Annotated in this window: 25 protein-coding genes and 1 pseudogene; 11 read left to right on the top strand and 15 right to left on the bottom strand. The window is 71.3% G+C overall.

Annotated elements, in window-relative coordinates:
- Positions 1–348, top strand: a pseudogene (locus tag AB0E62_RS35290) (hypothetical protein); the annotation flags it as partial.
- Positions 349–526: 178 nt separating this feature from the next.
- Here the strand turns inward: AB0E62_RS35290 and AB0E62_RS35295 are convergent.
- The 4 genes from AB0E62_RS35295 to AB0E62_RS35310 form a co-directional block, all read right to left on the bottom strand.
- Positions 527–1,069, bottom strand: a complete 543-nt coding sequence (locus tag AB0E62_RS35295) for a DUF1707 domain-containing protein (protein WP_362203547.1) — start codon at positions 1,067–1,069, stop codon at positions 527–529.
- Positions 1,070–1,364: 295 nt separating this feature from the next.
- Entirely contained in the window at positions 1,365–2,558 is a 1,194-nt protein-coding gene (gene tgmC, locus AB0E62_RS35300) for an ATP-grasp peptide maturase system methyltransferase (RefSeq protein ID WP_362203550.1), read from the bottom strand.
- Positions 2,555–3,541, bottom strand: coding sequence for an ATP-grasp ribosomal peptide maturase (tgmB, locus tag AB0E62_RS35305; protein WP_362203553.1), 987 nt, complete (start codon positions 3,539–3,541; stop codon positions 2,555–2,557). The genes tgmC and tgmB overlap by 4 nt, the downstream gene beginning before the upstream one ends.
- A 6-nt stretch (positions 3,542–3,547) precedes the next feature.
- A complete protein-coding gene (locus tag AB0E62_RS35310) occupies positions 3,548–3,820 on the bottom strand; it encodes a putative ATP-grasp-modified RiPP (RefSeq protein ID WP_362203556.1) in 273 nt (90 codons plus the stop codon).
- A 158-nt stretch (positions 3,821–3,978) separates the two neighbouring features.
- Between AB0E62_RS35310 and AB0E62_RS35315 the strand changes: the two genes are divergently transcribed.
- Both AB0E62_RS35315 and AB0E62_RS35320 read left to right on the top strand, forming a co-directional pair.
- Positions 3,979–5,343, top strand: a complete 1,365-nt coding sequence (locus AB0E62_RS35315) for a Tat pathway signal protein (RefSeq protein ID WP_362203559.1) — start codon at positions 3,979–3,981, stop codon at positions 5,341–5,343.
- Between the two features lie 12 nt (positions 5,344–5,355).
- The gene (locus AB0E62_RS35320) at positions 5,356–5,646 is read left to right on the top strand and encodes a DUF6087 family protein (protein ID WP_362203562.1); all 291 of its coding nucleotides are present in this window, start codon (positions 5,356–5,358) and stop codon (positions 5,644–5,646) included.
- Between the two features lie 168 nt (positions 5,647–5,814).
- Here AB0E62_RS35320 and AB0E62_RS35325 read toward each other — a convergent pair whose 3' ends face one another.
- From AB0E62_RS35325 to AB0E62_RS35375, 11 genes are all read right to left on the bottom strand, one after another.
- Positions 5,815–7,005 carry a twin-arginine translocation signal domain-containing protein gene (locus tag AB0E62_RS35325; protein ID WP_362203565.1) on the bottom strand — a complete coding sequence of 397 codons (1,191 nt, stop codon included), beginning with the start codon at positions 7,003–7,005 and terminating at the stop codon, positions 5,815–5,817.
- Positions 6,905–7,477 carry a hypothetical protein gene (locus AB0E62_RS35330; protein WP_362203568.1) on the bottom strand — a complete coding sequence of 191 codons (573 nt, stop codon included), beginning with the start codon at positions 7,475–7,477 and terminating at the stop codon, positions 6,905–6,907. The genes AB0E62_RS35325 and AB0E62_RS35330 overlap by 101 nt, the downstream gene beginning before the upstream one ends.
- Entirely contained in the window at positions 7,474–8,319 is an 846-nt protein-coding gene (locus AB0E62_RS35335; RefSeq protein WP_362203571.1) for a winged helix-turn-helix transcriptional regulator, read from the bottom strand. Before AB0E62_RS35335 ends, AB0E62_RS35330 begins: the two co-directional genes overlap by 4 nt.
- Positions 8,320–8,358: 39 nt before the next feature.
- Positions 8,359–8,802 carry a hypothetical protein gene (locus AB0E62_RS35340; RefSeq protein ID WP_362203574.1) on the bottom strand — a complete coding sequence of 148 codons (444 nt, stop codon included), beginning with the start codon at positions 8,800–8,802 and terminating at the stop codon, positions 8,359–8,361.
- 16 nt (positions 8,803–8,818) lie between these two features.
- Entirely contained in the window at positions 8,819–9,262 is a 444-nt protein-coding gene (locus AB0E62_RS35345; protein ID WP_362203577.1) for a hypothetical protein, read from the bottom strand.
- Positions 9,259–9,702, bottom strand: a complete 444-nt coding sequence (locus AB0E62_RS35350; RefSeq protein WP_362203739.1) for a hypothetical protein — start codon at positions 9,700–9,702, stop codon at positions 9,259–9,261. The genes AB0E62_RS35345 and AB0E62_RS35350 overlap by 4 nt, the downstream gene beginning before the upstream one ends.
- A gap of 130 nt (positions 9,703–9,832) precedes the next feature.
- A complete protein-coding gene (locus tag AB0E62_RS35355) occupies positions 9,833–10,165 on the bottom strand; it encodes an SH3 domain-containing protein (protein ID WP_362203580.1) in 333 nt (110 codons plus the stop codon).
- A 300-nt stretch (positions 10,166–10,465) separates the two neighbouring features.
- Positions 10,466–11,164, bottom strand: coding sequence for a hypothetical protein (locus tag AB0E62_RS35360; RefSeq protein WP_362203583.1), 699 nt, complete (start codon positions 11,162–11,164; stop codon positions 10,466–10,468).
- Between the two features lie 16 nt (positions 11,165–11,180).
- Positions 11,181–11,663, bottom strand: a complete 483-nt coding sequence (locus tag AB0E62_RS35365) for a hypothetical protein (protein ID WP_362203586.1) — start codon at positions 11,661–11,663, stop codon at positions 11,181–11,183.
- A complete protein-coding gene (locus AB0E62_RS35370; protein WP_362203742.1) occupies positions 11,660–12,214 on the bottom strand; it encodes a DUF4913 domain-containing protein in 555 nt (184 codons plus the stop codon). Before AB0E62_RS35370 ends, AB0E62_RS35365 begins: the two co-directional genes overlap by 4 nt.
- A 207-nt stretch (positions 12,215–12,421) precedes the next feature.
- Entirely contained in the window at positions 12,422–13,177 is a 756-nt protein-coding gene (locus AB0E62_RS35375; RefSeq protein WP_362203745.1) for a site-specific DNA-methyltransferase, read from the bottom strand.
- Between the two features lie 505 nt (positions 13,178–13,682).
- Here AB0E62_RS35375 and AB0E62_RS35380 point away from each other — a divergent pair.
- The 8 genes from AB0E62_RS35380 to AB0E62_RS35415 all read left to right on the top strand — a co-directional run bounded on the left by AB0E62_RS35380 (position 13,683) and on the right by AB0E62_RS35415 (position 21,443).
- The gene (locus tag AB0E62_RS35380; protein ID WP_362203589.1) at positions 13,683–14,801 is read left to right on the top strand and encodes an NlpC/P60 family protein; all 1,119 of its coding nucleotides are present in this window, start codon (positions 13,683–13,685) and stop codon (positions 14,799–14,801) included.
- Positions 14,802–14,903: 102 nt separating this feature from the next.
- Positions 14,904–15,215, top strand: coding sequence for a DUF6112 family protein (locus AB0E62_RS35385; RefSeq protein ID WP_362203592.1), 312 nt, complete (start codon positions 14,904–14,906; stop codon positions 15,213–15,215).
- Positions 15,215–15,883, top strand: coding sequence for a hypothetical protein (locus AB0E62_RS35390; RefSeq protein ID WP_362203595.1), 669 nt, complete (start codon positions 15,215–15,217; stop codon positions 15,881–15,883). Before AB0E62_RS35385 ends, AB0E62_RS35390 begins: the two co-directional genes overlap by 1 nt.
- 16 nt (positions 15,884–15,899) lie before the next feature.
- Positions 15,900–17,288, top strand: coding sequence for a conjugal transfer protein TrbL family protein (locus AB0E62_RS35395; protein WP_362203597.1), 1,389 nt, complete (start codon positions 15,900–15,902; stop codon positions 17,286–17,288).
- 69 nt (positions 17,289–17,357) lie between these two features.
- The gene (locus tag AB0E62_RS35400) at positions 17,358–18,827 is read left to right on the top strand and encodes an SCO6880 family protein (protein ID WP_362203600.1); all 1,470 of its coding nucleotides are present in this window, start codon (positions 17,358–17,360) and stop codon (positions 18,825–18,827) included.
- 147 nt (positions 18,828–18,974) lie between these two features.
- Positions 18,975–19,454, top strand: a complete 480-nt coding sequence (locus tag AB0E62_RS35405) for a hypothetical protein (protein WP_362203603.1) — start codon at positions 18,975–18,977, stop codon at positions 19,452–19,454.
- Positions 19,451–19,903 (top strand): DUF6238 family protein, encoded by a 453-nt coding sequence (locus tag AB0E62_RS35410; RefSeq protein ID WP_362203606.1) that lies wholly within the window; start codon positions 19,451–19,453, stop codon positions 19,901–19,903. Before AB0E62_RS35405 ends, AB0E62_RS35410 begins: the two co-directional genes overlap by 4 nt.
- 28 nt (positions 19,904–19,931) lie before the next feature.
- Entirely contained in the window at positions 19,932–21,443 is a 1,512-nt protein-coding gene (locus AB0E62_RS35415; RefSeq protein WP_362203609.1) for an ATP-binding protein, read from the top strand.
- Positions 21,444–21,446: the final 3 nt, after the last annotated feature.

Raw genomic sequence — 21,446 nt, forward strand, 5'->3', positions numbered from 1 at the left:
CTGCTGACCATGCTGCGTCGGGATGGAGCAGATGTGGTCCACCGAGGCCGGCCGTGGAGTCTGCCGCTGGAGGACAGGGTTCTGCTGGTCACGGCCACGCTGGACGAGCTGATCCGCGTCGCGGGCAGCAGGTGGGCCATCGAGGAGTGCTTCCAGAGTGCGAAGCAGGAATGCGGTCTGGATGATTACCAGGTTCGCCGTTACCCCGGCTGGCACCGCCACATGACCCTCGCGATGGCCGCTCACGCCTGCCTGACCGTCCTGCGGCCCCGCGAACTGGATGCGGGGAAAGCAGAAACGGATCCTCCGAGCTCATCCACCTCAGCCTCGCCGAGATACGACGGCTGATCACTCGCCTCACCGACCGCCGACCCACCCCCGTCGAGCACATCCTGCACTGGTCGACCTGGCGCCGACGACGACAACACCAGGCGCGCACCAGCCACTACAAACGACGCGGACACAGCCCCTGACCTGGCCACCAGTCACGACAAACACCGTTGCAGTACTAGTGCCGGATGGAGCCTCAACGCCAGGCATGGCGGATCTTCAATCGTCCGAAGCCCATGGTCCCAGAGAGTCGGATCGTCGGCCCACCGGGGCGGGAGCGCCGCGGTGCCTTGTAACGCAGGTCCTTCCACCCAGTGCGCAAACCCTCGACGTCAACGACCGCGTCGCGAGGCACCGTGATTCTGGCCCCGCCGGTTCCGAGTTGCAGCTCGATATCGACGACCGGATGCTCCATGACCGCCCGGGACAGATCCAGGCGCACCCTTCCGTATGCGGACTCGACCTTAAGGATCCGAGGTACCCGCCATGCGCCTCGCCGCTGGATCCGCCCGTTGGCGGCAGCGATCGTTGACGTGGTGCCCGGGTGCTCCGCCGGGAGTGAGCCCAGAGCGGACGCGAGTTCGCTGTGCGCCTTGGCGGTGAGCACCTGGTGGAGGCGTTCATCTAACTCTTCGTGCTGGATGAGCCCTTCGGCGTACGCCTCCTGCAGGCGCTGCACGGCCGCGTCGCGGTCGTCTTCGCTGACCGGCAGCGGCGAGTCTTCCAGTTTGGAGGTCACCGTTTCACCCTACTGCCGTGTCGGCGACGCGAACGCGTCAAGGTCCATAGCGGGCAAGGCATCCGATGGGGAGGCCAACCGCTCGTCAGCTTGATCGTCCAACCCGGCGAACCTATGCGGTCACAGCACTAGCTGCTCCGTCGTGTGGAATCACCTTGTACTGGTCAGGTGGCCATGGACCTGTTCCCTCAGGTTTCGCCCGAGCGGCGTCCCGGCGAACGGCTCCGCTTCCTCGCACAGTTCCGGGTGATCCGGGAGAGCGCGGTGAGAGCGGCAGCGCGCGTCCAGGGGCCCGTCAGGGCCTGGGCAGAGGCAGACCGGGCAGGTGCAGGTGCCGCAGGTGCTGCCCGCCGTCGTAAACGTGCAGGGTGAACGTCTCCGGTCCCGGCCGGCCCGCCTCGTCGTAGGCCGACAGCACCCGCTCGATCCGCTCCCACAGCTTGACCGGGCCGCCTTCGCGCACCTCCCACCGGTCCTCGCCGGGGGTGAGGCTAGCGGCGGATCCAGTTACGACGTCGACCAGGTGCACGACATCGCCGACGGTCGTCATCTGCGCGTCCGGGACGGCGCACTGGGCGAGGAACCGCAGGTGGAACGCTTCATCGGTCGCGGCCGTGATCCGCTCCGGGGAGTGCCGGGCCGCCCGGCTCGTCTCCGGGACCCCTGCCCAGTGGGCGGGGTTGCCGAACGCCGGCGCCGCGTGGGTGCGGGCGGACATGAAGGACACGGTGCCGCCCAGCAACTGGCCCTCGGCGGTGCCGTCCTTGGCCACGGTGAGCAGGACACGGGCGTAGCCGTAGAGCCAGCCGGACAGGGTGAGCAGGATTTTCCCGCCCGGACGGGCCTGCGCCAGCAACGCCGGGGGGACGGCGCGGAAGGAGCAGGCGGCCACGATCCGGTCGAACGACGCCTCCGGCCAGTACCCGTACAGCCCGTCCGCCACTGCCAGGGTGGGCGTGTACCCCAGGGAGTACAGCGCGCTGGCCGCCCGGTCGAGCCGGTGCGGGTCCACCTCGATCGACGTCACCTCGCCTGATCCGAGCCGTTCGCAGGCCAGCGCGGTGGAGTAGCCGGTGCCGGTGCCGATCTCCAGTACCGTGTGCCCTTCCTGCACGTCCGCGTCCTGCCACATCCGCACCACCAACGACGGCAGCGTGGACGAGGAGGTCGGCGCCCCGCCGTGGCGCACCGTGGGGGAGCTCCAGTCCGGTTCGTCGCCGTCGAACTGCGTGATCAGAGTTGCGTCGGAGTACGCGGCGGCCAGCCACCGGCCATAGTCGAGTTCGGCGGTGACCGGCTCCCACACCGTGAGCCCCTGGCCGTCGCGCTCGTCGGCGGGCAGGTAGAAGCCCGGCACGAAGGCGTGCCTGGGCACCTTCTCGACCGCCGCCCGCCAGCCGGGATCGGCAAGGACGCCGCCGGCGGCGAGGGCGTTGGCCATCGCCTCGCGCAGCCGGGCGGCGTCGGTCTCCAGGTCGGCGGGCATCATCGCGCTCCGCCTCCTTCCGTGCTTGTGCTCAGGATGTCGGCGAACGCCGCGGTGATGTCGCCAGCGTCGGGCAGCCAGCCCCACTGGCCGTTCGGGTTGCACTCGATGAACACCCAGTCCTCCGCTTGGTCGCCGTCGCCGATCAGGGCGAAGTCGAAGCAGCCGAAGACCAGGGAGAACGCTGCCAGATAGCTGTGCAGCGCCGCCTCCACTTCGGGCGGCACCGCGATGGGAGCGTGCAGCAGCTGGTCCCAGTCTCCGCGGCGCCAGTCGAGCGCGCCGTCCGGGGCGGCAATCTGCTGGGCGAACACGCGGCGGCCGACCACGGTGACGCGCACGTCGCCGGTCTTGGGGATCTCCGCCTGGAACAGGTGGGCAGTCACCGCGAGGGCGTCGTCGAAGGACTCGGGGTCCACGCGCTGGGCCCAGATCGCGCCGGTGTGCCCGTTCTCACCGCGCGGCAGACCGCGGAACGTCTTGTAGATCACGGGACCGTGGTCGGCGGCGAACTTCCGCGCGGCCTCGACGTCGTTGGTGACCAGCGTCGGCGGAATCGCCAGGCCGAGCCGGGCCGCGGTCTGAAGCTGGGCGGGCTTGAAGTCCGCGGCTGTCACCGCGCCGGGGTGGTTGACGTACGTCGCACCGTGCAGGTGGTTCAGGATGCCGCCGAGCCCGTGGCGGGCTTCAGCGGCGGCGAAGTCCCGCTGTTGGGCGGGGAGGTGGCCGTACCGGGCGGAGTACGGGGTGGGGCGGCGGTAGTACACCGCCGCCACCTCCCCCAGCTCCACCTCGCGGCTGGCCGTGGCCAGCCGCCCGCCCCAGGTCGGCGCCCCGGGCCCGATGCGGGCGCCGAAGGTTAGGGCCGGCCTGATGTCGGCCGGGTCGACGCGGGCGACGGGCACCTCACGCTCGTTCAGCGCGGCGATGACCAAGTCCGCAGTGACGTCCTCCAGGGACGTGATGACCAGGACAAGGGGAGCCATCGCGGATCAGTCCGACTCGTAGTCGGTGGTGTTGTCGTCCTGCGTCTGCGGCTGCGGGTTCTGCCCGTCGCCGCCGCCGGACACCGACGCGGTCCCCTTCGTCTTGCTGGTGCCGTGCTTGCCCATTTCCACGACCTGGCCGACGGCGTCGGTGTAGCGGGCGGTCTGCGTCGTCGGGTCGAGCGTCACCGCGGCGTACGACGGCGGGCCGACCGGGAGCCGGTCGGTGACCAGCCGCATCGCCCACGGAGCCTGAGCTGGGGGTACAAGCGTCGCCATGCGTTCGTCCTTCCCTTTGCCTCATGCGGATAGCCGGGGCGGCTACCGCCTCTGCAGAATCCGCCCTTGACCAGGGCCCTGACCAGTACCGTAGGTGCCGCGAACCGTGGCGAATCCGCCACGCTCCGTAACGTAGGAGTCGGGAGGGTGACGCACCGGTGCCGAGCAGATCGAGCAATCCGCACCTCACGCTATGGATCGCGGCCACCGGCCTGTCCCACGGCGAGATCGCCCGCCGCATCGCCGCAGAAGCGAAAGGCCAAGGGCACCGGCAGATCGCACCCGACGCGACCCGGGTAAGGCGGTGGATCGACGGCGAACGCCCCCGCCCACCGGTCCCGGCCCTGCTGGCGGCCGTCATCTCGGACGCGGTCGGCCAGCCGCTCACGCCGGGTGATTTAGGCCTGGCGGCCGCCGGGCCCACCCTGGATAGCATCCAGCTCCCGCTGCTGACCGAGGCAGCCGCCCAAACCCTGGCCGGATGGACGCAGATGGACCTCTTCCTCGACCGCCGCGACACACTTAAGCTCGCTCTCGGCGCCCCGCTGATCCTGGCCGCCGAGCGGATGCTGGACGGCACCGCCCGCCGGCTGGGTCGCGCCACTAAGGGTTTCGACGCGGACACTACGGCTGCCCTGGAGGAGGTCACCGAGTTCTTCACGACGTCCGACGCCTCCAAGGGTGGAGGGCTGTACCGCAAGGCGATCGTCGCCCAACTCGCCGAAGTCGCGAGCCGCATCGAGGACGGCGTCCCGCCCCCGCTCAAGCCCCGGGTGTTCGCGGCGACCGCCGACCTCGCCGCTTTGGCCGGGTGGGTCAGCCACGACTGCGGCCGGTATGCCACCGCCCAGCGATACTGGTCGTACGGCATCTACGCGGCCTCCGAGGCCGGGCAGCCGGACCGCGGGGTAGAGATCGTCACCCGCATGTCCCACCAGATGATCTACCTCGGCCACCCCGGCGATGCCCTCGGTCTCCTCGGCGTCGCCGCGAAGAAGGCCAAGCTGCCCGCGGTCAAGGCGCTGGTCGCCTCCCAGACCGGGCGGGTCCACGCCGCCCTCGGCGACGAGCGAAGTGCCGAGCGGCACCTTGGTGCCGCGGACGAGCTGGTCGCCGACGGTTTGGGCGACGTCCCGGACTGGGTAGCGTACTTCGACGCCGCCGAACACGCCGGCGCCCGCGCCGTATCCGCCCGCGACCTCACCGGCAACGGCCGGAACCGTCGCGCCAGTGATCACTTCACCGATGCACTCGCCCTGCGCAGGCCCGGCTTCGACCGGGTCAAGGTCATGGACCGCATCGGCCTGGCCGCCGCGTTGTTCACCGAGGGCGAGCCGGAGCAGGCCGCCGCCGCGGCCCACCAGGCGCTCGATGAGGCCACCCGGGTCGACTCCACCCTGGTCGCCTCCCGGCTGAACACGCTGCTGGACGCCGCCCGCCCGTACCGGACCACCGCAGTGGACGAGATCCGCACCCGCGCGGCCGATCTCGCCGCGGCCCGGCCGACCGCCGTCGCAGCCTGAGACCATAGGACCATGGGCAAGCACCGACGACCCGGTCCGCCGAACCAGCCGTCCCGCGTGGTGCCGCGCGGCGACGCCAGTGATCCGCTGGCTGCGTACGAGAAGCGGCGCAAGGCGCCGATGGAGGTCTGGCGCCGGCACCGGCCGCTGCACGGCGGCGCGAGCCACCTTCGCCCCGACGAGCCGCGAGCCCTGGAGGAATGGAACGGCTTCGCCTACGTCCCTGCCGGGACCGCCGACGATCTCGCCGCCGCCCGCGCGTGGGTCAACCAGGCCGCGGGTTCCGAGGCCGCGACCGAGTAGATCATCCACCCCTTTCCCTGCGTTGCACACCGGCCTCGGTCTGGGCCGTGCGCGCCCATGGTTGCCAGCGGACGCCTTGTCCCACCACCGTGGTGTCCAGACCCGTGACCGCCCGGTGTCGCAGACCCTGTGGGGAGCGCGAATCCCACGCCATCGAAGCCCGGTCGTTCACTCCAGTGCCGACGATCCCGCGCGTCGGGCGAGCAGTGTGCGGGCGTCCAGAGCCGCGTGCAGGTTGCGCGCTGATCCGGTGGTAGTGGCGATGGCGATGGCCTTGTCGACCAGGCGGCCGGCTTCACCGAGTTCACCGTGCGCGATGTGCATCCTGGCGCTGGCCGTCAGCACTTCTGCCGAACCGCGGACCAGGTGGGACGGCCAGCTGGTCCGTGCGGCGTCCAGGGCACGAAGCCCGGTACGGACCGACGCCGGGCGGGAGCCGGCGAGTCGGATGGCGGTGTGGCCCGTCCATTTGTTCAGTTCGGCTTCGCTAAGGTAGCCGATGTAGGGCGGCTTCTCACCGTCTTCGGTGTGGCCGAGGAGGTTCCAGGCGGCGTCGAGGTCGCTGTGGGCTGATGTGCTGTCGGTGAGGCAGGCGTGGTGGTGTGCCCTGACGGCGTGGAGCCAGCAGCGGACGGCTGGGTGTGCCTGGGTGCCGGCGAGGTGGAGGGCGCGGTCGGCGAGTGCCAGTGCTTTGTCGTGGTGGCCGAGGTCGGCCAGGACGCGGCTGGTCTGTCCGAGCAGGTTGCAGCAGGAGGAGATGTCCCCGGCTCGCTGTGCGTGGGCGGCGGCATCCCGGTAATGGGTGATGGCGAGTTCGGCCTGGCCAAGGTCGTAGGTCAGGAAGCCGACGAATCCTCCGGTGTCGGCGGCCAGGGCGTTAAGGCGGTGGCGTTCGGTTTCCCTGCTGGTGCGGGCGAGCCATCCGCGGATCTGGTCGTGGTGGTCGCGGGCGGCGCTGTAGACGGCCTGTGCCCCTTGCAGGTTGTCGATCCGGCCGTGGACGGCGCGTAAGTCCTGGTGGGCCACGAGAAGGTCGTGGCTGGTGCCGTCCAGGGGGTTCTCATCGGGTGTCAGGCCGGCCAGAGCGGCGGTCGCCGCGCCGACCGCGCTCAGTTTGAGGAGATTTCTGCGCAGCACGTCGTCGTCATCCCATCCCGGCGGGAAGACCTCCACGGCGTCCTGGGCCGGCGTCGCTGGTGTTTTCCCGCGCGCGTTCTTCTGCTCAAGGTCGGCTTCGGCTAGCTCCACCAGTGTGCCGTCACCGCCAAGTGCGGTGTCCAGGGCCTGTGCCAAGCGGACGGTGGGTGAGCGGCGACCGGATTCGAGGTCGCCGACAGTGCTTTTGCCGCAGTGGGCCATCCTCGCGACGTCGCGCAGGGACCGCTCGCCGCGCAGGCTGGAGCAGGGCACGCACCCCGTCGAGATCCTCGGCCGTCGGCCGCGAACTCAGTTCGGTCTGCTCGGTGGTGAGGACGGGCATGGCGAGGAGGGTGAGGGTGTGCTGGACGCGGCTGGTGAAGTCGCAGACCGGTGCCGGGAGGTGGTGGCGGCGAGCGACGCGGGCCAGCGCGTCGTAGACGTCGGCCAGGCCCGAGCCGGACGGGGTCAGGCTCAGGCCCACACCAGGCTGGTGGCGGACCAGTTCCAGAGCGCAAGCCTGTCGGACGGTGTGGTGCAGATGGTGGTCGGGCAGGTCGGGCAGGGTGCGGGTCAGGCTGCGCGGGGGGATGGGGCCGTTGTCGTCGATCTCGGTGACCAGGCGGATCAGGCCGGGCCTGGACAGCACCGTGCAGGCGTGGCGGAGGCCGGTGGCGTGGGAGAGGGTGGTCATCGGCGCGGGCCTCCGGTGGGCAGGGCCGCCAGCGGGCGGGACGGGGTGGCGTGGGAGAAGAGAGCGGTGCGCTGCCAGACCGGCGTCTGATCGGTCCTGGCCGGTGCGGGCGTGGTCGTCGGCGCCTGTGGTCCCGGCTGGCCGCTGAGCCACATCCGCTGTCCCGGCGCGGCCTGGGCGTTCCCCCAGACCGGGTGCTGGCCGGCCTGGGCCAGCGGCTGGCCGGCGGACCATGCCGACAAAGCGCTCAGCACCGGAGCGAGACCTTCCCCGGCGGCAGACAGGCGGTAGGGCTGACCGTTGCCGTCGGTGGCGACGAGACCGTCCTCCACCAGCTGCCCCAGCGGCGCGTAGACGTTGGTCCAGTAGCTGCCGGGAATGACCTCCTTGGCCAGAGCCGGACCGCTGACCTCGCCCCGGATCTTGAGCACCCACAAGATCGCGGCGGCGTGCCGCCGGGTCAGCAGCGTGAGGCTGTCCTCGACCTGCTCGATCGCGGGCAGCGGCTGCTCGGGCTTTTCCAGGTGCTGCTCGGCCCAGGTGACGATCAGCGGCAGGACCGGCAGCAGCGTGGTGGCCCGGTCGGTCGCGCTGTAGGTGACGTGCCGCAGGCTGTGTTCGGTGCGCTCCACGAGACCCGCATCGCACACCTGCTTGAGCTTGGGGGCCAGCTGGCCGTCGCGGAGCCACGGCACCTTCGAGGCGAGTTCGCTGTAGCGCAGCGGCTGCCCGTTCAGGGCGAGCAGGATCCGCACGTTCCAGCGCGGCGTGATCATGGCTAGGGCCTCGGTGACCCGGGCGACGTCGGCGTCGGTGTCGGGAGGCAGACCGGTGAGGGCCAAAGAAGGAACTCCTGTGATCGTGACGGATACGCGTGCAGGTCAGCGGCTCGGTGCGCTGGCCGTGGACGCGGCGGGCGGGGCCGGGGGCACCGTGGTGGTGGGCGGAGCCGCGAGCGGCTCGGGCGGTTCCGCCTGCGCGGCCGGCTCGGGGGGCTCGATGCGGACCAGGCTCTGCAGCACTGCCGACGCCGTGACCGCCTGGGTGTCGCGGACAGCGACCGCTTCGGCGAGCCGGCGGGCGCAGTCGAGCACGTGCACCACCTCGTGGGCGCCGATGTCCCGTTCGGGGCGGATGAGTTGGGTGAGGCGTTCGCGGTGGACGGTGATGCTGTGCTCGGCGAGAGCGAGCGTGGAGTGCAAGCCGAGGAGGGCAGTGAGCATGCCGGGCGGCTGGTCCTGCGCCTGTGCTTCGAGGGCGGCGAGCGGGGCGCCGTAGAGGTCCTCGATCCGTCCGGCTATCTCGGTGGACGTCGGGTGGGTCAAGCCGGGGCTTTCACGGTCAGCGGGCCCGCGCCGCCCCGGCACTCATGGGTGCCGGGGCGACCGCGGTCGTGGACGGGGAGAGGGAAAGGGCCGGTTGCGCGGTGCGCGCGCCCCGCGAGCGCTGCTTGGGGGCGGGCATGGCATGCAGGAGCTGATCGAGTGCGGTGCGGTAGCCGTCGCGGGCTTCGAGTGCCGCCTGCAGCCATTGCTGGTCCCAGCGCAGTGCCTCGGCGGACAACTCGTTCATGTCCCGGTCGGGGGCCATCGCGGCGTGGACGCGGTCGCGGACTCGGGCGACCTGCTCCTCGGCCACGGCCAGGAAGGAGCGCAGCTCCAACGCCCGCGCCAGCGCCGGGGAGGCGTCCGGGAGTACCGCGGCTGTGTACAGGTCGCCGACCGGGGCGCCGAACACCTGGTGCAGGCGGTCGTCCGCGGAGCTGGGCTTGTGCCGGGCGCTCACCGCGCAAGGCTCTTTCCCGGCTGTGGCGCGGTCGCCGGCCGCGGCGCAGGGCTGGTCGGTACGGCCGGGCCCTGGCGCTGGCCGAAGCGGGCCAGCAGCCGGGCGGCCTGGTCGTGCTTGCCCACGGCGGTCGGGTCGAGCAGCCACCGCACGACCATGGCCCGCCCGTCGCGGACGGTGACGGCCTTATCGACGCGATGGGACAGCTCCATCGTCGGGTCGTCCACCTCGCTGGGCTGGCTCTCCAGCACGGCCACGAGAGCGTCCTCCGCACGGTCGAGTGCCGCCTGCGACTCCAGAAGCATGCCGTGCCACTTGACGATGTCCGTGGCGTCGGAATTCGCGGCCGGCGCAGCGGTGGCGGCGGCCTTCAAGTGGTCGATGCTCATTCCGAAGCGGGCTTCGATCTGTGCGGTGAGCACGCCCACGACGTCGTCCATCGGATCGGGTGGAGCGGCGGACAAGAAAGACTCCTCTTCCAAAGACACGGTGGTCCCGAACGGCCGGGGCGGCGAGGCGGCAGACCAAGCGGCAAAGGCGCTGGAATCCCGCCACCGTTACTGGGGGGTATTAGTCGAGGCACATCGGAGTGTCGCGGTAGACGTAGGCGGCGGACACCCAGCCCTTCACACCCGTCGTGCGGTCCGTGATGTACCGCCAGGCCCCGATCGTCTTGTGGACGGTGAACTTGTGCCCGCGGTAGAGGATGCCGACGGCGGTGGACTTGACCGACGCCTTGGAGCGGATGGTCACGGCCTTCGTGCCGATGATCCACGGGCCCGGGTCGTTGCAGGACTGGGTCAGGGCGTTGCCCGGAGCGGCCGTGGCGGTCGTGGCCGACGCGATCGGCAGGGCGAGGGCGCCCAGGAGTGCGGCGGATACGGCAATTCTGGTTGCGCGCATGCGGAAGTAGCCTCCATGCAGGGGAGAAGAAAGAAAGGGAGTGCCGGACCGGTGTTGTCCCGGCGGCCGTATAAGAGTCCGGAGAATCACCGGTTTGGCCAACCGGCGATCATCGGGTATGTTGCACCGCGCCAAACGCAGCCGCGGCTTTGAGTGAACGCACCGTTAGCCGGTGAGCCTTTGATTCGGCTGCGGAAACCGGGCCAGAAGAAGCTGGCTTCCGTCCGGTGCGGCGGGCACCCACGGCGGACCCGCCCGGACAGCACCACGAATTCGTGGCGCGGGCAGCCGGCTAGCGAGTCAGCGCCGTTGTGCGGGCGCGGACGGCCACGCCCCCGGTCGCGGCGCCGACGGCGACGCCTGGGCCAGCTGGGGACGGCGGCTGGCGGCCAGCGCGGCGCGGCCGGTGTCGGTCAGGCTGACCGGCTGGCCGGCGTGGACGGGATGGGTGGTGTCGATGTCCACGAGACCGGCGGAGTGCAGCCGCTGCAGGTGGGCGTAGGGGATGCGGGTGCCGGAGGCGCAGGTCACCGACAGGCGGCTGGTCAGGAGGTGCTCGTGGAGCTTGGCCCCGCCGGCGATGGCCAGCAGTGCCGCCTGATCGGCGGCGGTGATCTGCTGTTCGCCGGACCGGGGGGCGGATCGGGCGGCGGCTTCGATCGGCGCCAGCGCGGCGAGGACACGCTGTGCGGCATCGTCGCGGGCGTCAGCGGCTTCCTCCATCTGGTTCACGGTGCGGTCGATCCGCTCGAACCAGGCGGCATCAATGGGGTATTCGCCCGAGGACAGCCGGTTCAGGAGGGTGCGGTAGAACGTGACGCTGGTCTCGGCCACTGCTAGTTCGCGGTGCCGGTCGACCAGCTCGGTGTGGGTCTCGTCCAGAAAGCCGCGGTCACGGTGGCCCCACAGGGTGTCGACGTCATGGCCGGTGGCGGCCTCGATACGGGGGTCTAGCTGGGACACGGCGCGCCGGGTCGTGGGCGCCGGATCGGGAGGCAATAGCGGCTCCTTGTGGTCAGCGGGTGTGAAGCGCGGAGGCGCTCTGTGCCGGGCGGGGCAGGCCCGGCATGGCGGACGGCAGCGGGACCCTGCGGGTGGCGGGGCGGCGGGTGGCCAGTTGCGGGGAGCGGGAGCGTGCCGCGTGGGTGCGGGCGCTCAGCGGCCGGCGGCGCATGCCGAGCCGGCGGCCGGCCTCGTCATAGACGTCGTTGCCCGCCCGGGGCCGGACGGCGACCACGTAGATCTCCCGGGCGTGCGCGGACGTCCGGGGTGCCGGGCGGACGCCGTAGACGACGCGCCAGTCCCGGCGGGCGTCCACGAACAGCTTCCGGTAGCCCTCCAGATCGCCGGTCAGGCGGATCCCGAAACGTTCGGCGTTCACCACTTCCTGCAGGTAAGCGAGGGTGAGGTCGCGGATGTCGGAGGGCGCCTGGAGGAGGTCGGTCAGCGCGCGGGGGTCGAAGCTCAGCCCGAAGGCCGGCCGCTGGCCCTGGTTCATGACGCCAGCCCGTACTCACCGGGCCCAGGCGCCTGCGCCTCGGACTCCTTCTCCGTGCGGACCGAAGGGGGCGGTCCGGGAAGGAGGCGGTGGGCAGGGCGCTCGGGGGAGGTCATGCAGGCGGACAGCGGGCCGCCGGGCGCGCGGATCGCCGCCATGGCGTGGGTGAGGAAGTCGCGGTGCCACACGAACATGCCGGCCAGGCCCGCCTCGGGGTCCTTGTGCTGCTGGTAGGCCAGCCACAGGGCGTGCAGCCAGGCGACGACGTCGTTGTGTTCCTGCCATTGCAGGCACCAGGGCGACGCGGTGGTGACCTCCGCTCCGTAGACGGGGAGGAGGAAGTCGTCGACCCAGTCCGACAGCGCGTCGAGTTCGTCCTCGTACGCTTCGCCTTCCAGCTCCAGGATGGGCCGCAGTTCCGGCATGGCCGGTGCCGGCGGTCCGCCGAAGCCGGGCATGCCGAACGCCGCCAACGGCGACGGCGAGGGAACAGGGGGCGGGGTGGTGGCGAGGTGGTCCAGTTGCCGGGCCTGCTCCGCGGTCTGCTCCATCAGCCGGCGCACGCTGGCTTCGATCCCCTCCAGTTGGGTGTCCGGGAGACGCACCGGGTCCGGTCCCCCGTCGGCCGGGGGCTCAATCGATTCGGGCATGAAGGAAAAACCTCCTGAGTGCCAGGGCAATAGGGACAGGCGGAACCCGGTGACGCTCCGGCTGAATGCCGCGGGCGTCACCCGTGGGTGTGGCGAGGGGCTGTGGCGTCAGGCGGTGAGGACCATGTCGTCCTGGCCGAGACTGTGGCGGATGGTTTCCGTGAGCCGGTCAGCGGCGATGGACGCGTAATGCTTGGTTTTCTCCACGCCGATGAAGTCCCGGCCTTCGAGGAGGGCGGCCACGCCGGTGGAGCCGGAGCCGGCGCAGAAATCGAGGACCGTGCCGCCCGGAGGGCTGATCTTGACCAGCTCGCGCATCACCTCGACCGGCTTTTGCGTGATGTGCTGGCGCTTGGATCCCGACGGCTGGGAGGCGGAGTACATGCCCGGCAGATAGACGGGATTACGGGAGCCGTCGATCGCTCCCTTGGACGCCCACACGACGAACTCGCAGTTCTGGGTGAAGCGTCCCTTCTGCGGCCGGGCCTGGGGCTTGTGCCAGGCCACGACACCGCGCCACAGCCAGCCGGCCGCCTGGATCGCGTCCGTGGTGATGGGCAGCTGGCGCCAGTCCGTGAACAGCAGCGCCGTGCCGCCGGACTTGGTGAGGCGGTGGGCCTCGGTCATGATCTGCGTCAACCAGAAGCCATAACTCCTCTGGTCCATGTTCTCGCCGGTGAAATCCGGCAGCGTGTGCTTGGCGTCTGCGGAGGTGTACTTGTGCTTCGCGGAGCGGCTGGTGCGCTCCTTCGCCGTGCGCCCGCCGGAGTTGTACGGCGGGTCGGTGATGACCGCATCGACGCAGTCGTCCGGGAGCTTGACCAGAACGCTCAGAGCATCGCCTTGATGCAGGGAAAAAGGCAAAGAGAACCCCGATTCGGGTGAGAGCGGGTGGAGGCCCCCCATCGCATGCAAACCCGGCAGGCCGGATTCCGGGCATGAAGAGACCCGTGACCGACCGGCAGGAGAGAGCGAGGGGGAGTCAAAAAACTGTAGACCCGGATCGGCCGACGACCAAGAAGTGTCCTGTGAGGGGCCGGATTCCGGCACCTCACCTCCGGCTTTTTGGTCAACGGCCGTTTCGCGTCTACTGTTTTTGAACCCGGCCGGCGCACACCGCCGTTGCTCCGCTTTCCCCTGTGCCTCGTGGAGGTTCCCCGTGCCCGCGCACACCTAGACCACTGCCCGGCAGCGCAGGCGAGCGGCTACTCGCCCGCGCCAGCCCGTTCCCTCACGCCCGCCCCGGCCGCCGCGGTCCCTTCCCACCACGCCCCGCGCCCGCGCGACCGGACACTGCACCCGGAGGATGCATGACCTCTCGTTACCCGCCCCAGCCCGAAACCGGTGACCGGACCGTGAGCGCTTCGGGTTGAAGGCGCTCGCCGCCGGCATCGGCGTCGTCTTCCTCTCCCCGCTCCTCCTGGGCACAGGCGCCATGATGATGGCCACCTCCAGCGAAGCCGCCCAGAACGCCGCCTCACCGCTGGACTGCCTGACCGACGTGGACACGGGCAAGATCGCTGACCAGGTCACCGAAATCCTCGACGGCGCGGACACCTCCAAGGTCCACATCAAGGGCCTGGACCTGCCCGCCGAGCAGATCCCGAACGCGCAGACCATCGTCGCCACCGGCATCAGCCTCAACGTGCCCGAGCGCGGGCAGATCGTGGCGCTGGCCACCGCGATGCAGGAGTCCCGACTGCGCAACCTGTCCGGCGGTGACCGGGATTCCCTCGGCCTGTTCCAGCAGCGGCCCAGCCAGGGCTGGGGCACCGCCGAGCAGATCCACGACCCCGTCTACGCCAGCGAGCAGTTCTACAAGGCGCTGCTGAAGGTGCACGGCTGGCAGCAGACGACCGTCACCCAGGCCGCCCAGGCGGTGCAGCGCTCCGCCTACCCGGACGCCTACGCGCAGTGGGAGCCCCTGGCGACCGCGCTGCAGAAGGCCATCTCCGCCACCTTCCCCGGCTCCGGCAAGAAGGACAGCATCAAGGACGGCGCGACGCCGGCCGCACCGAGCGGCTGCGACGGCGCCGACGGTACGTCCTTCGGGCCGATCCCCGAGGGCGCCGTCCCGAAGGGTTACACGATCCCGAAGGACGCCGATCCGCGGGCCCGTAAGGCGATCGTCTGGGCGATGCACCAGCTCGGCACGATGTACCAGTGGGGCGGCTCCTGCACCAACCCGCACGGCCCCGACGCCATGGCCCGCTGCGACTGCAGCTCGCTGATGCAGCAGGCGTACCGCCACGCCGGTATCACCCTCACCCGCACCACCTACACGCAGGTGGGCGAGGGCAAGGCCGTCTCACCGAAGGCCCTCAAGCCCGGTGATCTGCTCTTCAGCCGCGGCACGGCCGCCCGGCCCGAGCACGTCGGCATGTACATCGGCGAGGGCCTGGTCATCGAGGCCCCCCGTACCGGAAAGCCGGTACGGATCACGCCGCTCAAGGACTGGACCGTCCTCGCCGCCCGCCGCGTCCTATGACACCGCCCCCTCTCACGCCGCCCGGCGCACCCTCCCCGTCTTCCTGAACTTCCCGACCGCCCGTGCCTTCTGGCCCGCACACGCAAGGAGCCCTTCATCCCCGTGTCCCTGCTCGCCGACCATGTCGTCCAGCTCGCCTACGATCCGGGCATCTCCCCCAAGGGCGGCGGCCTTCCGGGCCTGTCCGTCCTGAAGAACGTCGTCAACAGCATCAACCTGTTCGGCATCATCGCGGTCGTCGGTGCTCTCGCCGTCAGCCTCGCGGTCTGGGCATGGGGCCACCACACCGGTGGCCACCAGGCCGAGGCCACCGGCAAGAAGGGCGCCACGGTCGCCGCCGGCGCCGCCCTCGGCCTCGGCGCCGCCAACGGCATCGTGGCCTTCTTCTCCAACCTGGGGTCGCAGGTCCACTGATGCTCAAACGCCTTACCGACCACAGCCTCCGTTGGTCGCCCAACCGTCGCCTCACCGTGATCGGGATCGGCCTGGCCTGCCTGCTGGCCCTGGCCGCCGCCACCGCCTTCTTCACCGGCCGCGACGACCACCCCGACACCGCCGCCCCGGCCCCCTCATCCGCGCACAGCACTGCCGCCCCGACCGGTCAGCCCTCCTCCTGGAGCGGCCCGGTGGCCGGGCCGCCGCGGATCTCCGATCCGGTGGAGTTCGCCAAGGCCGCCGCGAAGATGCTCTGGTCCTACGACACCCGCACCACCAGCCAGGCCCAGCATCTGACCGGCATGCGGGCGTGGATGACGCACGAGGGCGAGTACGGCGACTGGGCCTCGGTGGCGGCGCAGATTCCGGATCCGGTGCTGTGGTCGCGGATGGCGGACCAGGAGCAGCACGCCACCGCCACGACCGCCGAGGGCCACTACCCGTCCGCGTTCAAGCAGGCGCTCGCCGAGGACCCGGCCGCGATCACCAAGGCGTACATCTACGCGGTGACCGTCACCGGCAAGCAGACGATCACCTGGGCCAAGGGCGGCACGGGAGCGGAGGACCGCTCGGTCACCCTCGCCGTCCAGTGCCGCCCCTCCACCGACTGCTCGCTCGTCGCCATCGCCCCGCGCGTCGCGCCCTGAACCGAGAGGAGCACCCGTGGAGTTCTGCAACTTGCCGCTCGCGGACAAGGTCTGCTCGGTCGGCGAGGCCATCGACTTTGCCTCCGACCCGGGCAAGTACATCGGCAACTGGATGGCGAAAAGCGCCGGCGACCTCGCCGCGTCCGCAGCCGACCTGGCGTCAAGGGCCGTCGATGCCACCACCCGCGTCGACCTGAACGCAGACTGGTTCCGCGGCAACTATGAGACGATCCTGCCCATCGGCCTGGTCGTCCTCGTGGCCACCTTCTGCGCGCAGCTGGTGCGTGCCGCGATCCGCCGCGACGGCCAGGCCCTCACCCAGGCGTTCACCGGCACCGCGTCCGGTGTCGTCTTCGCCTTCGCGGCCATCGCCCTGACCACCGTCGCGATCGAAGTGACCGACGCCCTCTCGGCGGGCCTGTTCGAGGCCGCGAACACCGATCTGGCCTCCGCGGTGCGCCGCATCGTCAAGGTCAGCGCGCTGGCACAAGTGACCGGGCTGGGCTGGCTCGTCGCCGTGTTCGCCGGGTTGGCCACCGCCATCGGCGCGTTCCTGTACTGGTGCGTGATGATGGTGCGCAAGGTCGGCATCCTGGTCATGGTCACCCTCGCCCCCTTCGCCGGTGCCGGCGGCGGCTGGGAGACCGCGCGCCGCTGGCGCAAGGGCTGGATCGAGGCCACTGCCACCCTGGTGGTCTCCAAGCTGCTGATGACGATCATCTTTGTCCTCGGTATCGCCGCGATGGGCAACTCCGACACCAAGGACGGCCTGGCGGCCCTGGCCGATGTCCTCGCCGGCATCGTGATCATGGTTCTGGTGCTGCTGTGCCCCTACGCCGTGTTCAAGTTCGTGCACTGGGCAGCCGAGGGCTCCGACGGGGAAACCCTGCACCGTGCCGGCGGAGCCGGTGCGCAGATGGCCCGACAGCACGCCGAACGCGCTGGAAGGAAGGCCGTCTCCATGGCGGCCACCGCCGGAGCCGGCGGTGCCTCCGCTGCCGCTCCGCAGGGCCCGGACAACGTTCCCGGACAGCACGGATTCCCCGGCGACATCGCCGCCGGCCCGTCCAGCAGCACACAGGACTCCTCACCTGACACGGGCCCGGGTGGCGCGGCCGGCGGCACTTCCGTCAAGACCGGTGTGGAACAAGCCGTTCAGCCACCGCCGGCCCATGTCGCCGAGGGCACCAGCGGACACACAGCAACCGGCCCCAGCACGACCGGCAGCACCGGTGCCGGCTTCGGCTCGGGCTCCGCAGCCGCCGACGGGACGCAAACCCGGTGGCGGTCGACCCCGCCGACGACGACTCCGCCGCCGCAGGGTGCCGCACCCTCCCCGGGCACGCAGAATGCCGGAACGGGCGGTCCGGTCTCACCTCCGCCGCCGCCCGCGGCCGGTCTGTGACCTCCTGCCCGATGCCCGATCCCCGGGGGCGGGACTCCCGCCCCCGGGCCTTCGCTCCAGGACCAGCCCTTGTCCGACGTCACCGCCACCCCGACCGTCAGATTCCCCCACCGCAGCCGCCGCGGCATCCTGCTCGGCCTCACCCTTCACCAGCTCGTCCTCGTCGCCACCGCGCTGGCCCTGCTCCTGATCACAGTTCTTTCAACCGGGCTGCTCGGCGTCATCGCCCTTGCCCCACTGTGGGCAGCGGTCGCCGCCTTGGTCGCCGTCCGCAGGCAGGGCCGCTCCCTGGTCGACTGGGCCCCCGTCGTCGCCCGCTACGCCTGGCGCCGCCACACCGGCCAGACCCTGTGGCTCGCGCGGCCCGTCACCCGCCCCCGGCAGGACGGCCTCCTGCATCTGCCGGGCAGCGCCGCCTCGCTGAAGGTCGTCACCCCCGGCGACTCCGCCAACGGCGCCGCCGCCGTCCACGACCCGCACCAGCAGACCCTCACCGCCGTCGCCCGCGTCTCCTCCCGTGCGTTCGCCCTGCTCGACCCGTCCACGCAGAACCACAACGTCAGCGGCTGGGGCCGTGCGCTGGCGGGCACCGCCCGCACCGGGCACGTCGCCACCGTGCAGGTCCTGGAACGCACTGTCCCCGACTCCGGAGACACCCTGGCCCGGCACTGGGCCCAGCACGGCAGGCCCGAAGCACCGGTCGCCGGACAGGTGTATGCCGACCTGGTCGCCTCCGCCGGACCGGCCGCCGCCCCGCACGAGACCTACCTGGCCATCTCCCTCGACCTCAAGGCCGCCAAGCGCCTGATCTCCCAGGCCGGCGGCGGCATCCCGGGCGCGTTCACCGTCCTGCAGCAGACCACCGCCTCGATCGCCCAGGCCGCACGCAACGCCGGACTGATGATCACCGGGTGGCTGACCGCCCGGGAGATCGCCGCCGTCATCCGCACCGCCTACGACCCGAACGCGCTCGCCGCGCTCCAGCAGTGGTCCCCCACCGGGCACGCGGAAGCCGACCCGGCCGCCGCCGGACCCGTCGTCCAGGTCGAGGAGTATGACCGCATCGCCACCGACTCCGCCCGGCACGCCACCTACTGGGTGGAGAACTGGCCCCGCACCGAAAGCGGCGCAGGCTTCCTGCACGGGCTGATGTTCACCGCCGGCGTGCGCCGCACCCTGTCCCTGACCTACGTCCCCCAGCAGCTCGAATCCGCGTTGCGCGACGTCCAGCGGAAGAAGGCCGCGATCATCGCCGACGCCTCCGAACGCGCCCGCCGGGGACAGGTCGACAGCGAGGAGGACTCCATCGAGTACGCCGACGTCAAAGACCGTGAGCGGCAGCTGATCGCCGGGCACGCCGACGTCGCCCTGACCGGCCTGGTCACCGTCAGCGCCGACACCGACGCGGCCCTGGACGCCGCGTGCGCGCAGATCGAGACCGCCGCCGTCACCGCCGGCGTCGACCTCCGACGGCTCTGGTACCAGCAGCCGGACGCCTTCTCCGTCGCCGCACTCCCCCTCGCCCGCACCACCCTCTAACCCTCCGATCCCCTGGGATCTGCACTGACACCGAATACCGACAACGACCGGCTCCTGCAGGAGCTGCGGGCTCTGCTGGCCTCCTGTGAGGAACTGGCCGCCCGTCACCGCGCCGACCTCGGCCAGTACCTCGACGCCGAGGGCGACGTGGTCGAGGACAAGCTGCACGAATACAACGACGTCCGTATCACCACCGCCATCGAGGCCAGCGACCACCTCGATGCCGTGCGAGCCCGCCTGGCCGCCCTCCTCGGCCCGCCGGCGCCCAGCCCGTTCACCCTCACCTTCGCCGGCCTGGAACGCCACATGGGCGAAGCCCCCACCAGCTTCGTCGTCAACGCCATGGACCTCGGTGACGCCCTCCGCAACCTGGCCCGCCTCCCCAGCTGGCGCGAGTGGTACCTGGCCCACGGCGGGACCCCGGACGGCCAGGACGCGGACGTCGTCTACCTGCCGCAGCAAAGCCACCCCGGCCTTCCCACGCTCGGCGCGTACAACGACATGCGCGGCGAGCAAGAATCCACCGAGACCGGCAGCACGCTCGTCCGCCGCGCCCATCCCCCCGCAGTGACCGCACCGGCTCCGGCCCCCGCTCCCGCCTCCCCGGCGGCAAGGACCGTCCTTTGACCCAGCCCCGCACCAGCGTGCCCGACTCGCACCCCTATCTGCGGGCCGCGACCGCAGGCGTCCGCCACCACGCACGCGCTCTGACCCGCCCCGGGCCTGCCGGCCCGCCGGACCGCGCCCAGCTCGACGCCCTCCACGCCCACCTCACCGAACTGCACCGGCTGATCGACCAGCTGGCCGAGGCGGCACGTCCCCCGCACCCCGCAGCAGGCCGGCACCTCGCTGCCGCGCACACCCGGCTGTGGCAGGCCGCCACCGACGTCCACGCGGCCTTCCACCTCCTGCCCACCGCACAGAAGGATTCGGTGGCGTGCCGTCCCGAGCAGCTTCCCGACGGGCCACCGTTCCTCACCATCTGCCAGCGCCACCTCGCGGCCGGACACATCGTCCGCCGCAAGACCACCCCCACCGACCTGCGCACGCCGCGCACCACCTCGTGCGTGCGGTGAGCCCCACCCGAGAAGACGAGGCGCCCTTATGAACCACCGGCCCGCCCGCCGCGCCCGCCGGGCCTCCGCCTCTCCTTTGTTCATCCCGCACGGCACCGACCGCGCCGCCCGGCGTGCCGCCCGCCGCCGGCTCGCCGAAGCCGCCGCGAAAGCCCGCACCGAAACCACCGACCGGACCTCCGCCGGTCCGGCCGAGCGCGACGCACCGCCGCCGGTCTATCCGGTGGGCGGACGCCCCGGCCGGGCCTCGGCGCGCGGAAACCGGCTGAGGCTGCCCGCCCACCGCATGACCACCGCCATCGCGGCCGGCGCCTACCCCTTCCTTGCCGAAGGCGGTCTGGGCGCCGAAGGCATCTACATCGGACGCGACGTCCACGCCGAAGCGAGCTTCGTGTTCGACCCGTTCGCGCTGTACGGCAAGGTCGAGGGCTTCACCAACCCCAACGTGCTGCTGGCCGGAGTGATCGGCCAGGGCAAGTCCGCGCTCGCCAAGAGCTTCGCTCTGCGCTCGATCGCGTTCGGCTACCGCGTCTACGTCCCCTGCGACCCCAAGGGTGAGTGGACCCCGGTCGCCCAGGCGCTGGGCGGCACCTGCGTCGCCCTGGGCCCCGGGCTGCCCGGCCGCCTCAATCCCCTGGACGCCGCCCCGCGCCCGGACAGCATCGCCGAGGCCGACTGGGAGGGCGAGATCCGCAAACGGCGCCTTCTCCTGCTCGGCTCGCTGGCCCGCACCGTGCTGGGCCGGGACCTGATGCCGATGGAGCACACCGCGCTCGACGTCGCCCTCGACGTCGCGGTTACCCACGCCGCCGGCACCGGCCGCACACCGCTGCTCGGTGATGTCGCCGCCGCTCTCAACCAGCCCGCCCAGTTGGACGAGGCAGCCGGGACGATGGCCGGTCACCTCGGCGACGCCGCCCGTGACCTCGCCCATGCCGTGCGCCGCCTCGTGCACGGCGACCTGGCCGGCATGTTCGACGCGCCCTCCACCATCCGCTTCGATCCGCGGGCGCCGATACTCACCATCGACCTCTCCCGGCTCGGCGGATCCGGTGACGACACCGCCCTGGTACTCGCCATGACCTGCGCTTCGGCCTGGATGGAGTCCGCCCTCACCGACCCGCACGGCGGCCGGCGCTGGATCGTCTACGACGAGGCATGGCGGCTGATGCGCCACGTCGGCCTGCTCCAGCGCATGCAGGCCCAGTGGAAACTCTCTCGCGGCCTCGGCATCGCCAACCTCATGGTCATCCACCGGCTGTCCGACCTGCTCACCGCAGGCGACGCCGGATCACAAGGCCGGGCCCTCGCCGAGGGCCTCCTGGCCGACTGCTCCACCCGAATCATCTACCGGCAGGAGACCGACCAGCTCCACGCCGCCGCCTCCCTCCTCGGCCTGACCTCCGTCGAAGTCGACGCCATCGCCCACCTCAACCGCGGACGCGGCCTGTGGAAGGTCGCCGGCAGGTCCTTCATCGTGCAACATCTGCTCCACGCCCATGAGCTGGCGCTCTTCGACACCGACGCCCGCATGCACTGAAAA

Origin of the sequence: Streptomyces sp. NPDC038707 (genome assembly GCF_040636485.1) — a bacterium.
Lineage (GTDB): Bacteria > Actinomycetota > Actinomycetes > Streptomycetales > Streptomycetaceae > Streptomyces.

Coding starts and splice junctions, on each gene's coding strand:
- tgmC (WP_362203550.1), bottom strand. CDS start 2,558: ATGATGCCCGCCGACCTGGAGACCGACGCCGCCCGGCTGCGCGAGGCG.
- tgmB (WP_362203553.1), bottom strand. CDS start 3,541: ATGGCTCCCCTTGTCCTGGTCATCACGTCCCTGGAGGACGTCACTGCG.
- AB0E62_RS35310 (WP_362203556.1), bottom strand. CDS start 3,820: ATGGCGACGCTTGTACCCCCAGCTCAGGCTCCGTGGGCGATGCGGCTG.
- AB0E62_RS35320 (WP_362203562.1), top strand. CDS start 5,356: ATGGGCAAGCACCGACGACCCGGTCCGCCGAACCAGCCGTCCCGCGTG.
- AB0E62_RS35325 (WP_362203565.1), bottom strand. CDS start 7,005: ATGGCCCACTGCGGCAAAAGCACTGTCGGCGACCTCGAATCCGGTCGC.
- AB0E62_RS35330 (WP_362203568.1), bottom strand. CDS start 7,477: ATGACCACCCTCTCCCACGCCACCGGCCTCCGCCACGCCTGCACGGTG.
- AB0E62_RS35350 (WP_362203739.1), bottom strand. CDS start 9,702: ATGGACGACGTCGTGGGCGTGCTCACCGCACAGATCGAAGCCCGCTTC.
- AB0E62_RS35355 (WP_362203580.1), bottom strand. CDS start 10,165: ATGCGCGCAACCAGAATTGCCGTATCCGCCGCACTCCTGGGCGCCCTC.
- AB0E62_RS35365 (WP_362203586.1), bottom strand. CDS start 11,663: ATGAACCAGGGCCAGCGGCCGGCCTTCGGGCTGAGCTTCGACCCCCGC.
- AB0E62_RS35370 (WP_362203742.1), bottom strand. CDS start 12,214: ATGGAGCAGACCGCGGAGCAGGCCCGGCAACTGGACCACCTCGCCACC.
- AB0E62_RS35390 (WP_362203595.1), top strand. CDS start 15,215: ATGCTCAAACGCCTTACCGACCACAGCCTCCGTTGGTCGCCCAACCGT.
- AB0E62_RS35415 (WP_362203609.1), top strand. CDS start 19,932: ATGAACCACCGGCCCGCCCGCCGCGCCCGCCGGGCCTCCGCCTCTCCT.